General features: G+C 73.2%; 13 protein-coding genes. 3 read left to right on the forward strand and 10 right to left on the reverse strand.

Translation table 11 applies throughout. The features are described 5' to 3' along the window. Window positions 1-206: 206 nt before the first annotated feature. Entirely contained in the window at window positions 207-2030 is a 1824-nt protein-coding gene (locus tag ACFPQ9_RS16345) for a protein kinase domain-containing protein (protein ID WP_380853317.1), read from the forward strand. A gap of 48 nt (window positions 2031-2078) precedes the next feature. Here the strand turns inward: ACFPQ9_RS16345 and purH are convergent, their stop codons facing one another. Beyond that, window positions 2079-3668 carry a bifunctional phosphoribosylaminoimidazolecarboxamide formyltransferase/IMP cyclohydrolase gene (gene purH, locus ACFPQ9_RS16350; RefSeq protein ID WP_380853319.1) on the reverse strand — a complete coding sequence of 530 codons (1590 nt, stop codon included), beginning with the start codon at window positions 3666-3668 and terminating at the stop codon, window positions 2079-2081. Further along, complete coding sequence (gene purN / locus ACFPQ9_RS16355; protein WP_380853321.1) at window positions 3665-4294, reverse strand: phosphoribosylglycinamide formyltransferase; 630 nt, start codon at window positions 4292-4294, stop codon at window positions 3665-3667. The genes purH and purN overlap by 4 nt, the downstream gene beginning before the upstream one ends. Before the next feature lie 283 nt (window positions 4295-4577). Here purN and ACFPQ9_RS16360 point away from each other — a divergent pair, with 283 nt between their 5' ends. Then, entirely contained in the window at window positions 4578-5369 is a 792-nt protein-coding gene (locus ACFPQ9_RS16360) for a hypothetical protein (RefSeq protein ID WP_380853323.1), read from the forward strand. 33 nt (window positions 5370-5402) lie between these two features. Here the strand turns inward: ACFPQ9_RS16360 and ACFPQ9_RS44685 are convergent, their stop codons facing one another. Further along, window positions 5403-7679: a cell division protein PerM gene (locus tag ACFPQ9_RS44685; protein WP_465269575.1), complete on the reverse strand. Its 2277-nt coding sequence runs from the start codon at window positions 7677-7679 to the stop codon at window positions 5403-5405. Between the two features lie 147 nt (window positions 7680-7826). Between ACFPQ9_RS44685 and ACFPQ9_RS16375 the strand changes: the two genes are divergently transcribed. After that, window positions 7827-8897: a sigma factor-like helix-turn-helix DNA-binding protein gene (locus ACFPQ9_RS16375; RefSeq protein ID WP_380853325.1), complete on the forward strand. Its 1071-nt coding sequence runs from the start codon at window positions 7827-7829 to the stop codon at window positions 8895-8897. A 122-nt stretch (window positions 8898-9019) separates the two neighbouring features. On the opposite strand, the gene sucD is transcribed toward ACFPQ9_RS16375, so the two are convergent. The 7 genes from sucD to ACFPQ9_RS16410 form a co-directional block, all read right to left on the reverse strand. Beyond that, window positions 9020-9904: a succinate--CoA ligase subunit alpha gene (sucD, locus tag ACFPQ9_RS16380; RefSeq protein ID WP_030955580.1), complete on the reverse strand. Its 885-nt coding sequence runs from the start codon at window positions 9902-9904 to the stop codon at window positions 9020-9022. A gap of 27 nt (window positions 9905-9931) precedes the next feature. Then, complete coding sequence (sucC, locus tag ACFPQ9_RS16385; RefSeq protein WP_380853327.1) at window positions 9932-11113, reverse strand: ADP-forming succinate--CoA ligase subunit beta; 1182 nt, start codon at window positions 11111-11113, stop codon at window positions 9932-9934. Window positions 11114-11712: 599 nt separating this feature from the next. Next, window positions 11713-13959, reverse strand: coding sequence for a hypothetical protein (locus ACFPQ9_RS16390; RefSeq protein WP_380853335.1), 2247 nt, complete (start codon window positions 13957-13959; stop codon window positions 11713-11715). A gap of 307 nt (window positions 13960-14266) precedes the next feature. After that, entirely contained in the window at window positions 14267-15475 is a 1209-nt protein-coding gene (locus ACFPQ9_RS16395; protein ID WP_380853337.1) for a hypothetical protein, read from the reverse strand. A gap of 291 nt (window positions 15476-15766) precedes the next feature. After that, window positions 15767-16960: a VWA domain-containing protein gene (locus tag ACFPQ9_RS16400; RefSeq protein ID WP_380853339.1), complete on the reverse strand. Its 1194-nt coding sequence runs from the start codon at window positions 16958-16960 to the stop codon at window positions 15767-15769. After that, window positions 16957-17118, reverse strand: a complete 162-nt coding sequence (locus ACFPQ9_RS16405; protein ID WP_380853341.1) for a hypothetical protein — start codon at window positions 17116-17118, stop codon at window positions 16957-16959. Before ACFPQ9_RS16405 ends, ACFPQ9_RS16400 begins: the two co-directional genes overlap by 4 nt. Continuing rightward, complete coding sequence (locus ACFPQ9_RS16410; RefSeq protein WP_380853926.1) at window positions 17115-19589, reverse strand: DUF5682 family protein; 2475 nt, start codon at window positions 19587-19589, stop codon at window positions 17115-17117. Before ACFPQ9_RS16410 ends, ACFPQ9_RS16405 begins: the two co-directional genes overlap by 4 nt. Between the last annotated feature and the right edge of the window lie 308 nt (window positions 19590-19897).

Raw genomic sequence — 19897 nt, forward strand, 5'->3', positions numbered from 1 at the left:
GTTCTTGGAGTCGCAAACCTCCTGCTGCTCGACGTTGTCGCCCGGCGCTGGGGCGTGTGGCTGACGCGCGTCGGCAAGACAGTGTGGTGCGAACTGGCCCGCCCCTGAAACGAACTGGGCGCACGTGGCGTCCGAGCCCGCGATAGCCTCTCGTCGACCGGGGTGAACAACCCCGCGTGTCGGGACATCGGTACATCGGGGGTTCCATGTCGGAGCAGCGGCCCACGCCGCCACACTCTCCCGCGTCGGCCGACGCCGCCCTGGCGCAGGCGGGTGCCACGCCGCTGCGGCCGTCCGACCCCAGCCGCATCGGGCCGTACATCCCGCTCGGGCTGCTCGGCAGCGGGGGAATGGGGCACGTCTATCTCGCGCGGCCCGGCGACAACGCCGCCGGGCTCGCGGCCGTCAAGGTGATCCGCCCCGAGTACGCCGAGGACGCCCGGTTCAGACGGCGCTTCGAGCGGGAGGCAGCCGTGCACTCCCGGGTGCACACCCCGCGTACGCCTCAGCTGCTCGGCACCGGGTTCGACGACTCGCTGCTGTGGATGGCGACGCAGTTCCTGCCCGGCCTGAACCTCGCCGAGGCGGTCCGCGAGTGCGGCCGGCTGGAGCGGGCCGGGGTGTGGCGGCTGGTCGCGGAGCTCGGGCAGGCCCTGGCCGCGCTGGCCGCCGCCGACGTCGTGCACCGGGACCTCAAGCCGTCCAACGTGGTGCTGTCCCTGCAGGGCGTGTACGTCATCGACTTCGGTATCGCGCAGGCGGCCGACGGCAGCGCCATCACCTCGACCGGAAGCCGGGTCGGCACGCCCGCCTTCATGGCGCCGGAGTATCTGCGCGAGGGCCACTGCGACACCGCCTCGGACGTCTTCTCGCTGGCCGGGAGCCTGATCTACGCCGCCACCGGGCACGCCCCGTTCGGCGACGGCACGGGCGTGGACGTGATGCACCGGGTGGCGTTCGAGGAACCCAAGCAGGACATCATGGCCGAACTGACGGCCGTGGACCCCGCGTTGGCCGCGCTGATGGCCGCCTGTCTCGCCAAGGATCCCGCCGCCCGGCCCCTTCCGCGGCAGCTCATCGAGGCCGCCACGGCCGCCGGGCACGCACACGGCACCCCGCCCGCCTGGCACGAGCCGCTGGCCGCCCGGCTGCTCGACCGGCAGCAGGCCTGCGAGGTGCTGGAGCGGGTCGCCGTCGAGGAGACCGTGCAGCTGCGCACGCCGGTGGCGCCGCCCATGTTCCCCAGCCCCGGCGCCGGCGCCGGCCCCACTCCCGTCCCGGGCCCGGTGTTCGGGCACCCCACGCCGGCCACATCGCCGACACCGCCCACATCGCCTTCGCCGCCCTGGCAGGACCCCGCTCCTGCCCCCGTCGGCAGCGGCTCGCGCAGAAAGCGCAAGGCTCTTCTCGCCGTCGCCGCGAGTCTCGCCGTGTGCGCCGTCGCCGCGAGCGCCTTCCTGCTCACCCGGCCGTCCATGGGCGAGACGGCCTCGGCCGCGCCCAAGGCGACCGACAGCGCCGCCCCGGGCGGCGCCCGGACCGCCGCGCCGCCCGGCGCGTCCGTCTCGCCCTCCGGCAAGAAGAAGGAGTCGCGGAAGGCCGAGCCGCGGGAGCCGGAAGCCGCCTCCCAGAGCGCGAGCGCGACATCCGCCGCGGGCGCGGGCGGAACCCGGCCGACGCCCGGCGGCGAAGCCTCGGCCACGTCCGGCAACGGCTCGGGCGGCGGCAGCACCCCGGCCGAGACCCCCACCCCGACGGCCCCCACCACGCCCGCCACCCCGCCCTGGAACTCCCAGTGCACGTACTACTCCGGCACCGAGCTCACCGTTCGCGGCAACCGGGGCCAGCGCGTGGTCCAGGTGCAGTGCATGCTCACCAAGCGCGGCTACAGCGTCGGTGCGTCGGGCGTGGACGGCGAGTTCGGCGACGCCACGCTGGCCGCCGTGAAGCAGTTCCAGGGGGCCAAGGGCCTGGAGGTCGACGGCGAGGTCGGCCCCAACACCTGGGCTGCGCTGCGCAGTTCGACATGAGGCGGGCCCGCCGTTCACCGAACGACGGGCCCCCGGAACGGGTACGGCTCAGTGGAAGAAGTGCCGCGTCCCCGTGAGGTACATCGTGACGCCCGCCTTCTTCGCGGCCTCGACCACCTGCTCGTCGCGGACCGAACCGCCGGGCTGGACCACGGCCTTCACACCGGCCCGGGTGAGGATCTCCAGGCCGTCGGGGAAGGGGAAGAAGGCGTCGGAGGCGGCGTAGGAACCCTGCGCACGCTCGGCGCCGGCCCGCTCGACCGCCAGCTTCGCGGAGTCCACGCGGTTGACCTGGCCCATGCCGACGCCGACCGAGGCGCCGTCCTTGGCGAGCAGGATCGCGTTGGACTTGACGGCCCGGCAGGCCTTCCAGGCGAAGGCGAGCTCGGCCAGTTCGTCGGCGGAGAGCGCCTCGCCCGTCGCGAGGGTCCAGTTCGCCGGGTCGTCGCCGTCGGCCTGGAGGCGGTCGGTGACCTGGAGGAGGGCACCACCGTCGATGGGCTTGATCTCGACGGGGTTGCCGGGGCCCTCGGGGCAGCGCAGCACGCGGATGTTCTTCTTCTTGGCGAGGGCTTCGAGGGCGCCGTCCTCGTAGTCGGGCGCGACGATGACCTCGGTGAAGATCTCGGCGACCTGCTCCGCCATCGCCTTGCTGACCGGGCGGTTGACGGCGATCACGCCGCCGAACGCCGACAGCGGGTCACAGGCGTGCGCCTTGCGGTGCGCCTCGGCGACATCGCCGCCGACCGCGATACCGCACGGGTTGGCGTGCTTGATGATCGCGACACAGGGCTCGGCGTGGTCGTACGCGGCACGGCGGGCGGCGTCCGTGTCCGTGTAGTTGTTGTACGACATCTCCTTGCCGTGCAGTTGCTCGGCCTTGGCCAGGCCTGCGCCCTCGCCGTCCACGTAGAGGGCAGCCGGCTGGTGCGGGTTCTCGCCGTACCGGAGGGTGTTCTCGCGCTCCCAGGTGGCGCCGAGGAAGTCGGGGAACTGACCCGCGGCGGAGCCGCTGTCAGCCGCAGCGTCGACGGGGGCGTAGGAGGAGGCGAACCAGCTCGCGACCGCGACGTCGTAGGCCGCCGTGTGCTGGAACGCCTCGGCGGCGAGCCGCTTGCGGGTGCCGAGGTCGAAGCCTCCGTCGCGGACGGCCCCGAGGACGTCGGCGTAGCGGGCCGGGCTGGTGACGACCGCCACCGACGGGTGGTTCTTCGCGGCGGCGCGCACCATCGACGGGCCGCCGATGTCGATCTGCTCGACGCACTCGTCGGGGGTGGCGCCGGAGGCGACGGTCTCGCGGAACGGGTAGAGGTTGACGACGACCAGGTCGAACGGCTCGACGCCCAGCTCGGCCAGCTGCCGCCGGTGGTCCTCCAGGCGCAGGTCGGCGAGGATGCCGGCGTGCACGCGCGGGTGCAGCGTCTTGACGCGGCCGTCCAGGCACTCGGGGAAGCCGGTGAGCTCCTCGACCTTGGTGACGGGGACACCGGCGGCGGCGATACGGCCGGCGGTGGACCCGGTGGAGACGAGCTCCACGCCCGCCTCGTGCAGCCCGCGCGCGAGGTCTTCCAGACCCGTCTTGTCGTAGACGCTGACGAGCGCCCGTCGGATGGGCCGCTTGTTGCTCTCGGCGGTCACTGGATAACTACCTTTCGTCCCTCAATGCGATAGCCGTTGCGGGCGAGCCGCCCCACGACCTCGACGAGCAGCCTTCGCTCGACTTCCTTGATGCGCTCGTGCAGAGCGCTCTCGTCGTCCTCGTCCCGGACCTCGACCACGCCCTGAGCGATGATCGGCCCGGTGTCGACGCCGTCGTCGACGAAGTGGACGGTGCAGCCGGTGACCCTGGCGCCGTACGCGAGGGCGTCACGGACGCCGTGGGCGCCGGGAAAACTGGGGAGCAGGGCCGGATGGGTGTTGACGAACCGGCCGCCGAAGCGCGCGAGGAACTCCTTGCCGACGATCTTCATGAACCCGGCGGAGATCACGAGGTCGGGCTCATGAGCGGCGACGGCCTCGGCCAGGGCGGCGTCCCACTCCGCACGGCCCGGGTGGTCCTTGACCTTGCACACGAAGGTCGGCAGCCCGGCACGCTCGGCCCGCGCCAGCCCCTCGATGTTCTCGCGGTCGGCGCCCACGGCCACGATCTCGGCGCCGTACGCCTCGGGTCCGACGGCGGCGATCTCGTCGAGCAGCGCCTGAAGGTTGGTGCCGGATCCGGAGACCAGCACGACGAGGCGCTTGGCCACGGGCTTGGCGGCCACGGTGGGGCCCTTTCTCGGAGGGTTGTATGTTCATACGAATGCATCGCGCCCCCGAATACGGGGAAGTCTACGAAGCAGCCGACCGTCAGCAACGATACCGGCACACCGGGCAGCCCCCATGGGACGGGGGCATGGCCGGAAGGTAGCGTCTGCTGGGAGCGGGCTCGGGAACGCGGTCGGTGTGCGATGCGTTCACGGAGTGACAGCTCGACCCGTTCGTTCCTGCTCGCCATCGTTCGTATTCGCCGCCGTGCGTATTCACCAAGGGGAAGACGCTCACTTGATGCCGGACCGCAGCTTGCGACTCCTCACGTTCCCCCCGCAGTCCCTGCCGGGAGGGGAGCACAGCGGCGTGCTGCTGCGAGAGCGCCCCGCCTCGCCGCCCGACGCCCCCTCGGGCGGACAGAACGGCGACCAGCAGGGCAGCGGCGGCCAGGGGCAGGACGACAACCCCTTCGCCCCGCCGCCGGAGGGCACGCCTGACCGCCCGTGGCAGCCGCGCCGCCCGTCCGGCGACGACGGCTCGCAGGACTCCGACCAGGGCAACGCCAACTCCCCGTGGGGCAACCAGTGGAGCGACCGCCAGCCGGGCCGCTCCTCCGGCGGGTTCGGCGACAAACCCCGGGGCGGCCAGGACGGCCCCGGAGGAAACGGCGGCCCGGGCAACGGCATGCGCTGGGACCCGACCGACCCGACCCAGCGCCGGGCTCGCTACGCCCTGCTGTCCGGCATGTGGGCCTTCTTCTTCGCCCTGTTCAGCTGGCCGTACATGGCCCTGCTCCTGGGCGCGCTCGCCCTGTACTGGGGCATCAGCAGCCTCCGGGCCAAGCCCCGCACCCCGGACCCGGACACCCCGGCCCCGCAGAACAGCGGCCGTCCCCAGACGACGGCGGCGGTGAGCGGCCTGGTCACGGCGTCCCTCGCCATCGCGGTGGTCGCGGCCGGGTTCGCGGCGCAGGTCGTCTACAGCGACTACTACACCTGCCGCGACGACGCGCTCACCAACGCGGCGAAGCAGTCGTGCAACGAGCATCTGCCGAAGGAACTGCGGGGCGTTCTGGGCGCGGAGAGCTGACGCCGGCAGGGGGGTCGGGCCGCGGGGATGACCTCACTCGGCGTTCGGTGAGTCCGGAGTGTCCTGGGCGGACCGGTCCGGTGTCTCTTCGGAGGCGGCAGGTTCCGGTGCCTTCTCTGTGGCGGGTGCGACCGGCGCGTTCCGCTTCTGGCCCTCCGGTACGTCCGACGGGTTCGGTACGTCCTTGTCGTCCTGCCAGGCCGAGCGTGTGGGCGGGGGCGGGGGCACCGACGGTGCGCCCGTGAGCGGGAAGTCCTCCGGCTCGAAGGTCGTGTCGTGGTCGTACGTCGCGTACGGGAGGTGCTGCGTGAGCGCCTCGTACCGAGCGTCCTCGCCGTAGGCCGTGGACTGAGCGCCCTTCTCGTTCGCGTCCGCGCCCGTTTCGTTCGCGTGATCCGGCCCCTTTCCGTTCGCGTGGGCCGCACTGTTCCGGTCCTGGGCCGACGTCTTGCGCCCGTGCGCCGGAGGCCGCGTCTTCGTATCCGTCGGCCCGTCTTCGCCCGCCCCGGCGTCCGCGGATCCGCTCGACTTCCCCGACGTCCCCGACTTCCCCGACTTCCCGGAGTCGCCCGGCTCCGCCGCCGCCGGCGACCACTCGCCGCCCAGTGGCAACCGGTCCCGCAGCGGGCGCTCCTCCGCGGCCGGGCCGCCCTCCTCCGGCGCCCCCAACCGGGGCCTGCCGATCCGTGCGCCCTGCGTGTCGCTCACCGGCTCCGCCCGGTGCCGCCCCGTCCAGCACCGCCAGCCACGCACCAGCACCGCGACCGGAACGGCCACCAACGCGACCCACCCGAGCGTCGCGAACCCCGTCTGCCACCACACGGGCCCGAACTGCGCCAACGCCCCCACGCCCAGCGGGCCGCCCGACAGCGTGGCCAGCACGGCGACGGCCAGTGCGCAGAACACGGCCCCCACCACGGCCGTGACGGCGGTCAGCCCCGGCGACCAGGGCACAGCGGATGCCGGCCCGCGCCCGGAGCGGGCGGCGGCCGGGGAAGCCTCCCCCACCTGGAACCGGCCTGTCGAAGATCCCTGCCCGGTGCGCGAGGGGCTCGTCGCCGGCCCCTGCCCGGCACCCGATGGGCCCGTGGCCTGCCCTTGTCCGGCCGGGGTCCGAGCCGTGGCGGACGTGTCCCCGCTTCCGGCCTGATTCCGTGCCGGCGAAGTCGTGTCCCCGGTGCCGGCCCGGATCCGCAGCGTCGCGGACGTATCTCCACCGCCGGACCGGATCCGCAGCGTCGCGGATGTACCTCCGTCACCGGTCCGACTGCGAACCGTCGCGGACGCGTCCCCGCCGCCGGACCGTTCGCCGAGCCCGTCCCCCCACCCCGCGGCGAACCACCCCACCACCAGGCCCGCCACGATCGGCACCACGGCCACCCCCCACCGCAGCGGCCCGACGACGGCCGCCTCCGGAACCGCCTCAAGCAGCGGGAACGGCGGCAGCAACGGCGCCGGTGCCGAGGACAGCGGCCCCACCGCGTGCCCCGCCCCGAGCACGAACCCCGGCCCGAGCGCGTACGCCGCCGCCCACATCGCCGCGTTCGGCACGAGCGCCGCGCACAGCAGCAGCACCGCGAACCGCCCCGACCATCCCTGCGCGAGGTCCAGGAAGGACTGCCGTACGGCACCGCCGTTCCACACCAGCGCCCCGCCCACCAGCACCGCCCCGCCCCCGGCGAGTGCCGCCACCCCCGCCCCCGCCGCCCGGGCAGCGGTGGCGACCCGGGCACGTCCCTCGGCCCCGGGCACCAGGCGCTGTACCCGTTCCGGCAGTACGAGCACCAGACCGTCGACGACCTCGGGCCGCCGCTCGCACGCCGTCCACACCCCGACGGCCGCTGCCGCCATCGTGACCAGGGGCACCCGCAGCACCGTCCACAGCCAGGACGGCTGCAACTCGCCCCCGGCCGAGTACACGGCGGCCGCCAGGCCGACTCCGAGGTACCCGAGGACGACGCCGCCCCACGCCGTACGGATCGACACCAGCGGCACCCCCTCGCCCCCGTCGGCCGCCGCGTCCCGGGCCGCCCGATGCACCAGCCACACCGGCAGGGCGAGCAGCAGCAGCGGGGTGACACCGACCGGTGCGGGGACGCCGGAGAGCGTGTCGGTGCGGACCAGTTCGGCGCCGTGCGCCAGCAGCCACAGCACGGAGGCGATCCGCAGGGCGCCGCCCGGTCCGCTGTCCGGGTACGGCGAGCTGATCCACAGCGCGATCACCACCACGGCGAACACACCGAGCCCCAGCCCCGCCGCCACCGCACCGCTGAAGAGGCTGGCGCCCAGGCCGGGCGAATGGCGGCGCATGCGGGTAAGGAGGGGCGTTCGACGAGCGGTCATCTCGATCACGCTCGCCATGCTCCCAACGACACGCGCTTTCCCGTCGTAACAGGCGAACCTCCGATGTGTCGCTCAATATATGTTTATGTACTTTTTCGTACGAAAGGGCGTCCGGTGAAGCAGACCCCCGCAGCCCCGCTCCCTCCGCCCGACGAGCGCCGACGCCTGCGCGAGGCCGGTGCATTGACGCAGGCTCAGGTCGCGGAACGGGTGGGCGTCAGCCTCGAGACCGTGCAGGCGTGGGAGAGCGGCCGCACGACACCGCGGGGCCGAACGAGGGAGACATACGCACAACTGCTGCGGGCCGTAGTCGACAGGACGGGGGGTCAGGAACCCGAGGAAGCACAGGACATGACGGCACTTCAGTCCACGGTCGAGAGCGCGCGGACGCTCACCCCCGCCCAGGCCTTCGACGCGCTCTACGCCTTCTGCGCCCCCGCCCTCGTACGGCAGACCTTCCTGCTCACCGGGCGCCGCGAGCTCGCCCGTGAGTCGGTCGAGCGGGCCTTCCAGCACGCCTGGCAGCGCTGGCCGGAGGTGGCCCGGGACCGCGATCCGGCGGGCTGGGTGCGGGCGGCGGCCTACGACTTCGCGCTCTCCCCCTGGCACCGGTTCCGCCCCCGCTACCGGCACCCCGAACCGCCGCCTTCCGACGCGTTCGACCGCGCCCTGCTGGAGGTCCTCCTCAAGCTGCCGCCGACCCAGCGCCGCACGCTCGTCCTCTACGACGGTGTCGGCCTGGACCTGCCCGAGACGGCGGCCGAGACGGAGGCGAGCACACCGGCGGCGGCCAACCGCCTCCTGGACGCGCGCACCGCGGTCGCCGCCCGCCTGCCGGACCTGTCCGACCCCACCGAACTCCACCGGTGCCTGGCCGAACTGGCCTCCACGGAGCGGTTGCGCGCGGCCAAACCGGTCCAGGTACGCGACGGCGGCGAACGCCGGGCCCGCTTCTGGACCCGGGCCGCGATCGCCTTCACGGTGGCGCTCATCGGCACGACGGCACTGACGCTGCGCACGGCTCCCACGCAGTACGAGCCGGCGGTGCCGCCGGGGGCGACGGTGCGGGGGGTGCCGCCGAGGATGGCGCCGGGGCCCTTGTCGGAGATGGATCTGGAGCTGCGCGAGAAGCTGCGCACGCAGATGCAGTCCGGCCCGGAGCGGCTCGTACCGCAAGGCACATGAGCAGCGGGACGGACGGCGGGCGAGAACGCCGTTGGCCCCGGCCTACGGGCGAGAACGCCGGTGGGCCCGCCCCCACACGGGGAACGGGCCCACCGGCTCACTACTCACAGCCGTGACTGCACTCAGCCGCCCAGGATCTCGCGGGCCAGCTTCGCCGTCTCGGTCGGGGTCTTGCCGACCTTGACGCCGGCGGCCTCCAGGGCCTCCTTCTTCGCCTGCGCCGTACCGGAGGAACCGGACACGATGGCGCCGGCGTGGCCCATGGTCTTGCCCTCGGGCGCGGTGAAGCCCGCGACGTAGCCGACGACCGGCTTGGTCACGTTGTCCTTGATGAACGCGGCCGCGCGCTCCTCGGCGTCGCCGCCGATCTCACCGATCATGACGATCAGGTCGGTGTCGGGGTCGGCCTGGAACGCGGCGAGCGCGTCGATGTGCGTGGTGCCGATGATCGGGTCGCCACCGATGCCGACGGCCGTCGAGAAGCCGATGTCACGCAGCTCGTACATCATCTGGTACGTCAGCGTGCCGGACTTCGAGACCAGGCCGATACGACCCGGCTTGGTGATGTCGCCCGGGATGATGCCGACGTTCGACTGGCCCGGGGTGATGATGCCGGGGCAGTTCGGGCCGATGATGCGGGTCTTGTTGCCCTTCTTGCCGGCGTACGCCCAGAAGGCGGCCGTGTCGTGCACGGCGATGCCCTCGGTGATCACGACGGCCAGCGGGATCTCGGCGTCGATGGCCTCGACGACCGCGTCCTTGGTGAACTTCTCCGGCACGAAGATGACGGAGACGTTGGCGCCGGTCTTCTCGATGGCCTCCTTGACGGTGCCGAAGACCGGTACCTCGGTGCCGTCGAAGTCCACGGTCTGACCCGCCTTGCGCGGGTTCACGCCGCCCACGACCTCGGTGCCGTCACCGAGCATGAGCTTGGTGTGCTTCATGCCCGTGGCGCCGGTCATGCCCTGGACGATGACCTTGCTGTCCTTGTTGAGCCAGATAGCCATGGTGTGTTGTGTCCTCGTCCTGAGTGCTTACTTGGCGGCGTGAGCCAGTTCGGCGGCCTTGTCGGCCGCGCCGTCCATGGTGTCGACGCGCTGGACCAGCGGGTGGTTGGCGTCGGTGAGGATCTGCCGGCCGAGCTCGGCGTTGTTGCCGTCGAGGCGGACGACGAGCGGCTTGGTGACGTTCTCGCCGCGGTCCTCGAGGAGCTTGAGGGCCTGGACGATGCCGTTGGCGACCTCGTCGCACGCGGTGATGCCACCGAAGACGTTGACGAAGACGGACTTGACGTCCGGGTCGCCGAGGATGATCTCCAGGCCGTTCGCCATGACCTGGGCGGAGGCGCCACCGCCGATGTCCAGGAAGTTGGCGGGCTTGACGTTGCCGTGGTTCTCACCGGCGTACGCGACGACGTCCAGGGTGCTCATGACGAGACCCGCACCGTTGCCGATGATGCCGACCTCACCGTCGAGCTTGACGTAGTTGAGGTTCTTCTCCTTGGCCGCCGCCTCGAGCGGGTTGGCGGCGTCCTTGTCGTGGAGCTCCTCGTACTCGGGGTGGCGGAACTCGGCGTTCTCGTCGAGCGACACCTTGCCGTCGAGGGCGATGACGTCACCGGAGGCGACCTTCGCGAGCGGGTTGACCTCGACGAGGAGGGCGTCCGACTTGATGAAGGTGTCCCACAGCGTGATCAGGACGTTGACGACCTTGTCCGCGACCTCGGCCGGGAACTTCGCGGCCGCGACGATCTCGCGGGCCTTGGCCTCGTCCACGCCGTCGATGGCGTCGATCGCGATCTTGGCGACGGCCTCCGGGCGGGTGGCCGCCACCTCCTCGATCTCCATGCCGCCCTCGACCGAGGCGATGGAGAGGAAGGTGCGGTTGGCACGGTCGAGGAGGAAGGAGACGTAGTACTCCTCCAGGATCTCCGGGGCCGTCTCGGCGATCATCACCTTGTGGACCGTGTGGCCCTTGATGTCCATGCCGAGGATGTCGGTCGCCCGGGCGACGGCCTCGTCCGCGTTCGCGGCGAGCTTCACGCCGCCGGCCTTGCCGCGGCCGCCGACCTTCACCTGGGCCTTGACGACAGACTTGCCGCCGAGGCGCTCGGTGGCTGCGCGGGCCGCCTCAGGCGTGTCGATGACTTCACCGGCCAGCACCGGTACATCGTGCTTGGCGAAGAGGTCCCTCGCCTGGTACTCGAACAGGTCCACGCGCTTCCGTCCCTATCAGTGATCTCGCGGTTCGTTGGATGCGTGGGCGTGCCGCGAAGGGCAACGTGACGTCCGCTGTCACTAGGGAGGCGCACACGGTGTCCGAGCGCGCGGCATGTCCGTCTCGCAGGTTATCGCTGCTTGCGGAGGGCCCCTAAATCGAGGGTCACACCTGAGCGGTGATACCTGTCACATGATGCCGCGAACAGGGGTGATCACTGGCACGGCGTGCCGAGGGTGAGGTGCCGGTGATGCGGCGGTGACATGAGGGACACCGCTATGACGGGCGAGGACCTCTATGACGGGCAAGGGCCTCACCGGGCTGGGGTTGACCCGGTGAGGCCCCTCGAACTGCCCGGAGGGGCACGAATGAGCCGCCCCTGAGGGCTCTGGACGGGTGATCCCCACCCCAATGGGGACCACCCGTCCGGTCCGCGAGGCCCCGACCGGATGGGGCCGATGGCTTTCGGCCGTCCGGGGCCGGGGGCCTGGCGGAGTCGTCGGTGCCGGGGCCGGTGATCAAGGGTTGTGATCACCGGTGACGGTGACCGGCGGTGATCACTGGCGGTGATCACGCTCGCCCGGCGGTTGGGGTGCGGTCAGATGCGGTGGGTGCCGCCGTACTGACCGAGGTCGTGACGGACCTGGTCACCTAGCTCGTGCGCGTAGCCGGGCGTGACCGACCGGGCGACGCCCTGGACGCCGGTGACGGCGTTGCCCGCGAGCGGACCGGCCGAGTCCCGGACGGTCCCGGTCAGGCCGTCGGCGAAGGGCGCGGCCTGCCCCGCCACACCGTGCGCGAAGGGGCCGACCTCACCGACGACACCACCCGCGAAGGGACGGACGTCGTCCGTGACGCCGTACGCCAGGTTCGTGGCGCTGCCGCCGACGCCGTCCACGACCGGCCGGACGGTGTCCACGACCGTGTCGACGACCGGCCGCACGGCACCGGTGACGCCGTAGGCGAACGGCGTCACCTCCTCCGCGACACCGCCGACGAAGGGCCCGGCCTGCCCGGCCACACCGTGCGCGAACGGGCCGACCTCACCGACGACACCACCCGCGAAGGGACGGACGTCGTCCGTGACGCCGTACGCCAGCGCGCCCGCGTCGGCGACGGCCTGTCCGGCGACCGGCACGACGCCGTGCACGGCCGTGTCGGCGACCGGCGGCAGGGCCGAACCGGTGACGTCGCCGGCGACATGACCGACCAGACCGGTGGCGTACGGGGGTACGTCTGCGGCGACGCCGTGCACGACCGGCTGTACGTCGTCGACGGCGCCCGAGGCCACGGGCCGGACATCGGCGACGGCTCCGTGCGCAAGGTGCCGGACATCGCCGACCGCGCCGTGGGCCACCGGCGGTACACCCTGGACTACCCCGTCGGCAACCGGCCGGACCCCGTGGACGGCCCCGCCGACCACCGGCTGCACGCCCGCCACGGCCTCGGTGGCCACCGGGGCGACGTCGGCGACCACGCCGTACGCGAGCGCGGTCGCGGCGTCGACGGTGTGGCCTGCGGTGCGGCCGACTCCGGCGACGGCACCGTGGGCGACCGGAACCACGCCGTCCACGGTCCGGCCGACGACCGGGGTCACCCCGTGCACGGCGCCTCCGACCACCGGCTGGACGCCGTCCACCGCGTGCCCGGCGACCGGGGTCACCCCGGCCACGGTGCCGGTCGCGGCGGGGACGACACCGGCGGCGGCGTGCCCGGCGGTCGGCACGACGCCCTCGACGGCGCGACCGGCGACCGGGACGACTCCGTGCACGGCCTCGGTGACGACCGACGGGACGGCCGCGTCGGCGGTCTGCGCCACGACCGGGGTGACCGTGCCGGGAACCGCGGCCACGACCGGGGTGACTGTGCCGGGAACCGCGGCCACGACCGGGGTGACCGTGCCGGGAACCGCGGCGACCGTGCCGACGACCCGCTGCTCCACGCCGCCGACCGTGCCGGTGACATGGCCCGGGACCGCGGAGACGGAGGCCTGCGCGGCCGCGGTGACGGCGCCGACCCGGCCGGTGGCGGTCGTCGCCGTGTCCGTGACCCTGCCGTCGGCGTGCGCGACGGCGGCGTGCGCGACGTCACCGGCGGCCGCAGCGGTGCGGCCCGCTCCGGCGACGGCGTACTGCGCCTTCGTCCGTACGACACCCTCGACACCCTGCGCCTGCGAACGCGCCGCCGCCTGCACGCCCTGCACCTTCGTCTGCGCGGCGGCGAGAGCCTGCTCCAGCTCGGGGGCGAAGGCGGCGAGGGGGCCGAAGAGGTAGTCGATGCTGCCGGGGTGCTGCGGGATGTCGTGGGGGAGGCCGCGGGCGTCGCCGACGGCCCCGGAGACATGGGCCTCGGCATGGGCCGTGACCTGCGCGGTCGCGTGTGCCGCGGCATGGTCCGCGCGGGCGGCCTTGGCGCCCTGGATGACCTGCGCCGCGCCCTTGGCCTTGGCTGCCTCGGCTGCCTTGGTCGCCCTGTCGGCGGCCGAGGTGGCGGTGTTCGTCGCGGACGGGACCGTGACGTCGGCGTCCACGTAACGGCGGGCCTGATCGGCGGTGTTCGCGGGCGCGGTCCTGGCGGTGTCGGCGACCTCGCCGGTGGCGCCCTCGGTGGCACCGGTGACGGTGTCCGTCACGCCGGAGACGACGCCGTTGACCGTGTCGGTCACACCGCCGAGGAGGCCGGGGGCGTCGGCGCTGTCGGCTGTGTCGGTCACGTCGGTGGCCTCGTCCGGGACGGAGAGGGTGGATGCGGGCAGTTCGTCGGCGCTGGCGACGGTCGAACCGAGCGCCCAGGCGCCGGTGACACCTGCGGCTATGACGATCGAACGGCGGATGTTCTTGTTCATACGTGCGTCGGATCCCTATGTCTGGGGCTCCGAAGGCCCCCGGAGCAACGGAGAAGTGAAGCTCCGGGACTTCGGACGGTTTTGGGGACATTCCGGCGCCGATCACGGTCGCGGTCCGGGGAGTTGTGGACCGGCGGGACCGGGTACGGCTCCGGCGGCTTCCGTCCGGGGGACGTCACTGGACATCCGGGAACTGGGGGGTGTCCGGACGGACGGGCAGACCTGTTTCCGCCCCCGCGCGGCAGGTCTACGGCGGGGAGGCCGGCCTACGGGCCTGGAGGCTCAGGGGCCTTGCGGCTCAGGGTTCCTAGGCGGGGGAAACCGGAATGTCCCGGTGCCTGTCCTGGATCGAATCCGCTTCCGCACGGGCGGCGGCGCCGGGCACCAGCCGCATCGCCACACGCCGGCTCAACGAGACCGCGTGCGCGTCCCCGTGCCTCGGCGTACCGCTGTCGCCCACCGCGTGGTTGCCCACCGCACCACCCGGGTGATCGGCCGGCGCCTGATGGGCGGGGGCATGGACGGACGGCGCGGTGCGGTGCACATGGCCGGCCGCCGGAGCGTGGAACTCGGTGCCGTCGACTCCGAGACGGGTGCCGTGGACGCCGGTCGTCTCCTTGCCGGTACGTCCCTTGGCGGCGCGTCCGTCACTTGATCCGGGCGCGTCCGACCCCGGCTGGGGCGTCCCGGTGACGGGAGCCGGCAACGTCTGCCCGGGCAGCGCGGGCACATCGGCGCCCGGCAGGTCCGGGATCCCCGGAATGGCGGGGAGCTCCCACCCCGGCCAGCTCGGCCATGTCGTCTCGGGCCCCGTCGGCAACGAGGGCAAGGCCGCCAACCCCGGCACCTTCGCCCGCACCTCGGCCAAACCCGCGGCCAGATCCTGGGTCACCGTCCGCGCGACACCGCCGACGGGACGCACGACCTGAGCGTCGACGGTTCGTCCCACCTGCTCGGTCACCGGAGTGAGCATCCGGCCGTGGGGTGTGGGGTGGGGGGCGTGGGCCCAGGGGGCCTGCGTCCGGGCGGGCCGGCTCTGGGCCGACTGGCTGGGGCCAGGCTGGTTCGGGGCCTGGCTCTGGCTCGGAGGAACCTCAGGCTGCGGAATCCGCTGCTCCGGGGCCGAGCTCCGGGGAGGCGCCGACTCGGCGGACGGCGCCGTCGGCTCGTCGTGCGTGCCGGGCAGGGTCAGGAGCCGCTCGATCCTGCTCAGTGCCGACGACCGGAGTTCGTCCGACGCCGCGGTCGAGACCGAGGACACTGCCGAGGCCGAGGACGCTACCGAAACCGAGGACGCTACCGAGACCGAGGACGAGGACGTTGCCGACGCCGTCGACAGCGACGAAGCACCCGCCGGCACCCCGTCCGACCCGTCCGCCGCGTACGCGCGCTCCCCGCAGAGGAGCCCGATCGCCAACAGACCGCCGGTCACCAGGACCAGTTGCAGCGCACGCCGCCCGGCCGCGATGCGCAGGACGCGCACAGCGGCACCGGGCAAAGTGGCTGGCCAGGTCAAGACGGGGTGGTCCCTCCGTGCGGCGGAACGAAGTACACGTGACGGGCGTCGAGTCGACTGGACGCGGTACGGACGGGCGGCGCGACGGCGCACCACCAAGCAGGCGTCGATCCTTGCACGCCCCTCCTGCCGTCGCGCAAGCCCCCCGCCACCGATGCGCACTCATGTCCGTTTTGCTGGCCGAAGTCGGTCATCACTAGGTCGACAAATCACCGGTAATTCCTCGCCATTACACCCTCGGAGCCGTCACCGTCGCGGTCACCTTCACGGAGCCACAGAGCCGTTTCCTCCTCAGACCGCGTCCGGCACGGGGATCGGCCGCTTCTCGATGGCCGCCGCCATCACCTCCGGGAACAGGTCGGGCGTACACGCGAAGGCCGGTGCGCCCAACGCGGCGAGCGCGGCCGCGTGCTCCCGGTCGTAGGCCGGGGCCCCCTCGTCCGACAGCGCCAGCAGGGTCACGAACTGCACCCCCGACGCCTTCATCGCGGCGACCCGCTTGAGCATCTCGTTGCGTATGCCGCCCTCGTACAGGTCGCTGATCAGCACGACCACCGTCTCCGCGGGCCGGGTGATCTGCGACTGGCAGTACGCGAGGGCCCGGTTGATGTCCGTGCCGCCGCCGAGCTGGGTGCCGAAGAGGACGTCCACGGGATCGTCGAGCTGGTCGGTGAGATCGACGACGGAGGTGTCGAACACGACCAGCCGCGTGTTGATGGACCGCATCGACGCCAGCACCGCCCCGAACACCGACGCATACACCACGGACGCCGCCATCGACCCCGACTGGTCGATGCAGAGGACGACCTCTTTCTTCACGGACTGCGACGCCCGCCCGTACCCGATGAGCCGCTCCGGCACGATCGTCCGGTACTCCGGCAGATAGTGCTTGAGGTTGGCCGCGATGGTGCGGTTCCAGTCGATGTCGTGGTGGCGCGGCCGGCTGATCCGGGCGCTGCGGTCGAGGGCGCCGGTGAGGGTGGCCCGGGTGCGGGTGGCGAGCCGCTTCTCCAGGTCCTCGACGACCTTGCGCACGACGGCCCGTGCCGTCTCCTTCGTCGTCTCCGGCATCGCCCGGTTGAGCGAGAGCAGCGTGCCCACGAGGTGCACGTCCGCCTCCACCGCCTCCAGCATCTCCGGCTCCAGCAGCAGCGTCGACAGCCCGAGCCGGTCGATGGCGTCCCGCTGCATGACCTGGACGACGGACGAGGGGAAGTACGTCCGGATGTCCCCGAGCCAGCGCGCCACGGACGGCGCCGACGCCCCGAGCCCCGCCGAACGGTCCCGCCCCGACTGCGTCCCCTTGTCCCCCTTCCCGTACAGCGCGGTCAACGCCCCGTCCATCGCGGCGTCCTTGCCGGCGAGCGCGCACCCGGTGCCGTCGGCGTCGTCCCCGCCGAGCACCATCCGCCAGCGCCGCAGCCGCTCCCGCGCCGGCCCCGTCGCCTCGGTCGTATCGGTCGTCTCGGTCGTCTCGGTCGTCATCGGCACGCGCCCTCGCGAGGCCGCTCCCACAGCGGCAGCACCGGCACGGTCGTCGTCAACGGCCGGCCGCCGCCCTGCGCCGCGAATCCGTGCGGCTGCCTCCCGGCGCCCGCCGCCGCTGCTCGCTCCCCCGGTTCCGTCACCACGTCAGTCGTCATCCCGTCGCCCCCACAAGGTTGTTGTCACCGAGGCCGCTGTCGGCGCCCCCGCCCATCTCCACCAGATCGAGCCCGAGCAGCAGCCGCACCACCGGCACCACGGCGTCCGCCCGGTCGGCATCGAACTCGGCCGCGAACCCGGGTATCCCGGACCCACCGGTCCCGGCGCCGCCCCGCTCCCCCGGCCCACGCCGAACCAGCTCCCCGAGGGTCCGCCGCACCCCTGGCTCATACGCCGAGAAGGTGCGCCGCAGCAGCGGCAGCACATCCGTGAACACCTCAGCCGACACCCCCGTCAGCCATGCGTCGACGAGCCCGAGCAACCGCTCGTCGTGCACGAGCAGCATTCCGCCGCCCGAGCCACCCCCGACGAACCCCTCGATCCACGCTGCCGCGTCCCCCGGCGGCGTCCCCGGCGACAGCGCGAGCCCCATCGCCCGAGCAGCCTCGTCCTGCGCCAACTCCCCGTCGTCCAGCAGCAACCGCACCGCGCGGCCCCTGATGACACCGGGCACGGTGTCCCGCACCACCAGCACCCGCAGCACGGCGTGCCAGCGCTCGCGCAGCTCGCCGTGGCCCGGTGCGGACGGGCCGTCCGAGGCGCCCCGCTCTGTCGACGTCCCCCGGGCGGGCGCCACGACGTCCCCCAGCAGCCCGATCGCCCCGTGCACCGCGTCGACATGCCGCCGCATCTCCTCGGCGGCGTCCGCGTCCAGCGCGGCGCAGGCCGGGGGCAGGCCGACGAAGACGCGCTCGGCGAGGCCCGCGGCGACCTCCGCGAGCGCCCCGGTGTCCGTGCCGCGCACATCGCCGTACCGCAGGGAGCGGACCAGCGCGGGCAGGGCCTGGGCGAGATGGCCGACATCGGTGTCGAGTGAGGCGCGGTCGGCGAGGATCCGCATCACCGTGGGCAGGGCGTCCGGCAGTTCGGCCAGGAGGCAGCGCTCGGCGAGGGCGGTGACATCGGCGAGGCCCGGCGCGGAGACGGCGTCCGCCTCGGCCTTGGCGGTCGCCGCGGCGAACACGGTGGTCCCCCACACCCCGGCCTCGGCGACCCGCACCGACAGCTCCGGCTCCCACCGCAGCCGCCACGTCTCCCGGAACGTCCCCGTGCTCCCCCGCGACGCGACCGGCTCGCCCCACTCCACACGCAGCAGCCGCAGCCGGTGCAGCAGCCTGCTGCGCTCGGCGTCGTTCTCCTTGCGCAGGTCGAGCTCCAACTCCCGCTCCAGCGCCTCCGGCTTGAGCCGCAGCCGGCGCTGGATCCGGTCGAGGTCCCGCTGCAACGGCACCGCCGGTGCCGACCGCGGCACCTCCCCCAGCACGTCCCCCACGACCAGCCGGTCCTGCACCAGCGCCAACGGCACGTCGGAGCCCTCGCACATGACCGCCCGCACCGCGTCGGTCGTCTCGCTCAGCCCCGGCAGCGGGCGTCCGCGCATCGCCGCCAGCGTCTCCGCCAGCCGCACCGCCTCGATGACATGCGCCGAGGACACGATCCGGTCCTCGTCCCGCAGCAGCCCGGCCACCTTGGTCATCCACCGCTCGACCGGCCGGTCCGACGCGCTGAACAGATGCCCGTACCACCCCGGCGAGTCGATCCCCGCCCCGTAGCCGCTGACCCGGGCCAGCCGTCGGTTCGTCCACGGCACCCACGTCATGTCGGCCTTGACCTTGGGCAGCCCCTTCAGCAGCGCCTTGTCGGCACCGACGGTGCTCTTCTGCCGCAGCGCGGGCACATGCCAGGCCCCGCACACGACGGCCACGTCGTCGCCGAACTCCCGCTGCGCCGCCCGCACCTGGAGCCGCATATAGGCCTCGCGGACGAGATCCCGGTCGTGTCCCCCGCTCCCGTACGCCTCCCGCAGCGCCCCCATGGCCTCCTCGAGCCCGAGGAACGGTGCGAACGCGTCCCCGTCCCCCGTCCCCCGGTGCTCGACGACGTCCTCCCACCACCGCTCGGGATCGTCGTAGCCGGCGACATCCGCGAGTACGGCGAGGGGGTCCACGCGGACGGCCGCGCGGGGGTCGCTCTCCTCGGCCCGAGAGCCGTTGGCGCCGTCACCGGATTCGTCGGCGTCAGCGGCAGGCTCGCTCCCCTCACCCGCCTCCGTATCCAACGCGGTCTCGTCCTGCTTCCCCCACGCCAACGTGTGCGTGGCCGGCAGGTCGATGAACCGGGCGGGAACCCGGTGCTCCACCGCCCAGCGGATCGCGACCCACTCCGGGGAGAACTCGGCCAGCGGCCAGAAGGCGGAGCGGCCGGGCTCGTCCACTGCGTGGGCGAGGAGCGCGACCGGGGGCCGCATCGCCTCGTCAGCGCCGAGCGGGATCAGGTTGTCGGCCTCCGGCGGCCCCTCGATCAGCACCGTCCGTGGCCGCGCCGCGTCCAGCGCCGCCCGCACCGCACGCGCCGACCCGGGCCCGTGATGCCGTACCCCCAGCAGCAACGGACCCGCCGGCTTCGTCACCGGGCAGGCCGCCGCCGAGCCGGCCGAGCCGCCCGGCTCGGCGCCGCCGCCCGCCCCGCCGGTGACCGCGTCCGGTCCGCGACTGCCGGTGCTCTCAACGCCGTTCACATCGACCCCCTGTCCCACAGCTCCACCGCCATCGCTCACGTCTCCCCCGTCGTCACCGCCCGCCGCGGTCCGGCGACCCTTCCGACAGGGCCGCCGGACCGCGCCCCCTCCCCCGTCAGCCGTTCGGCCACCGCGATCCGTCGTCGATCACGGTCGCGGCCTTCCGCTGTTCCGCCACCGCAACGGACCCGCTCCCGCCC

The organism is Streptomyces coerulescens (genome assembly GCF_042657965.1).
GTDB lineage: Bacteria > Actinomycetota > Actinomycetes > Streptomycetales > Streptomycetaceae > Streptomyces > Streptomyces coerulescens.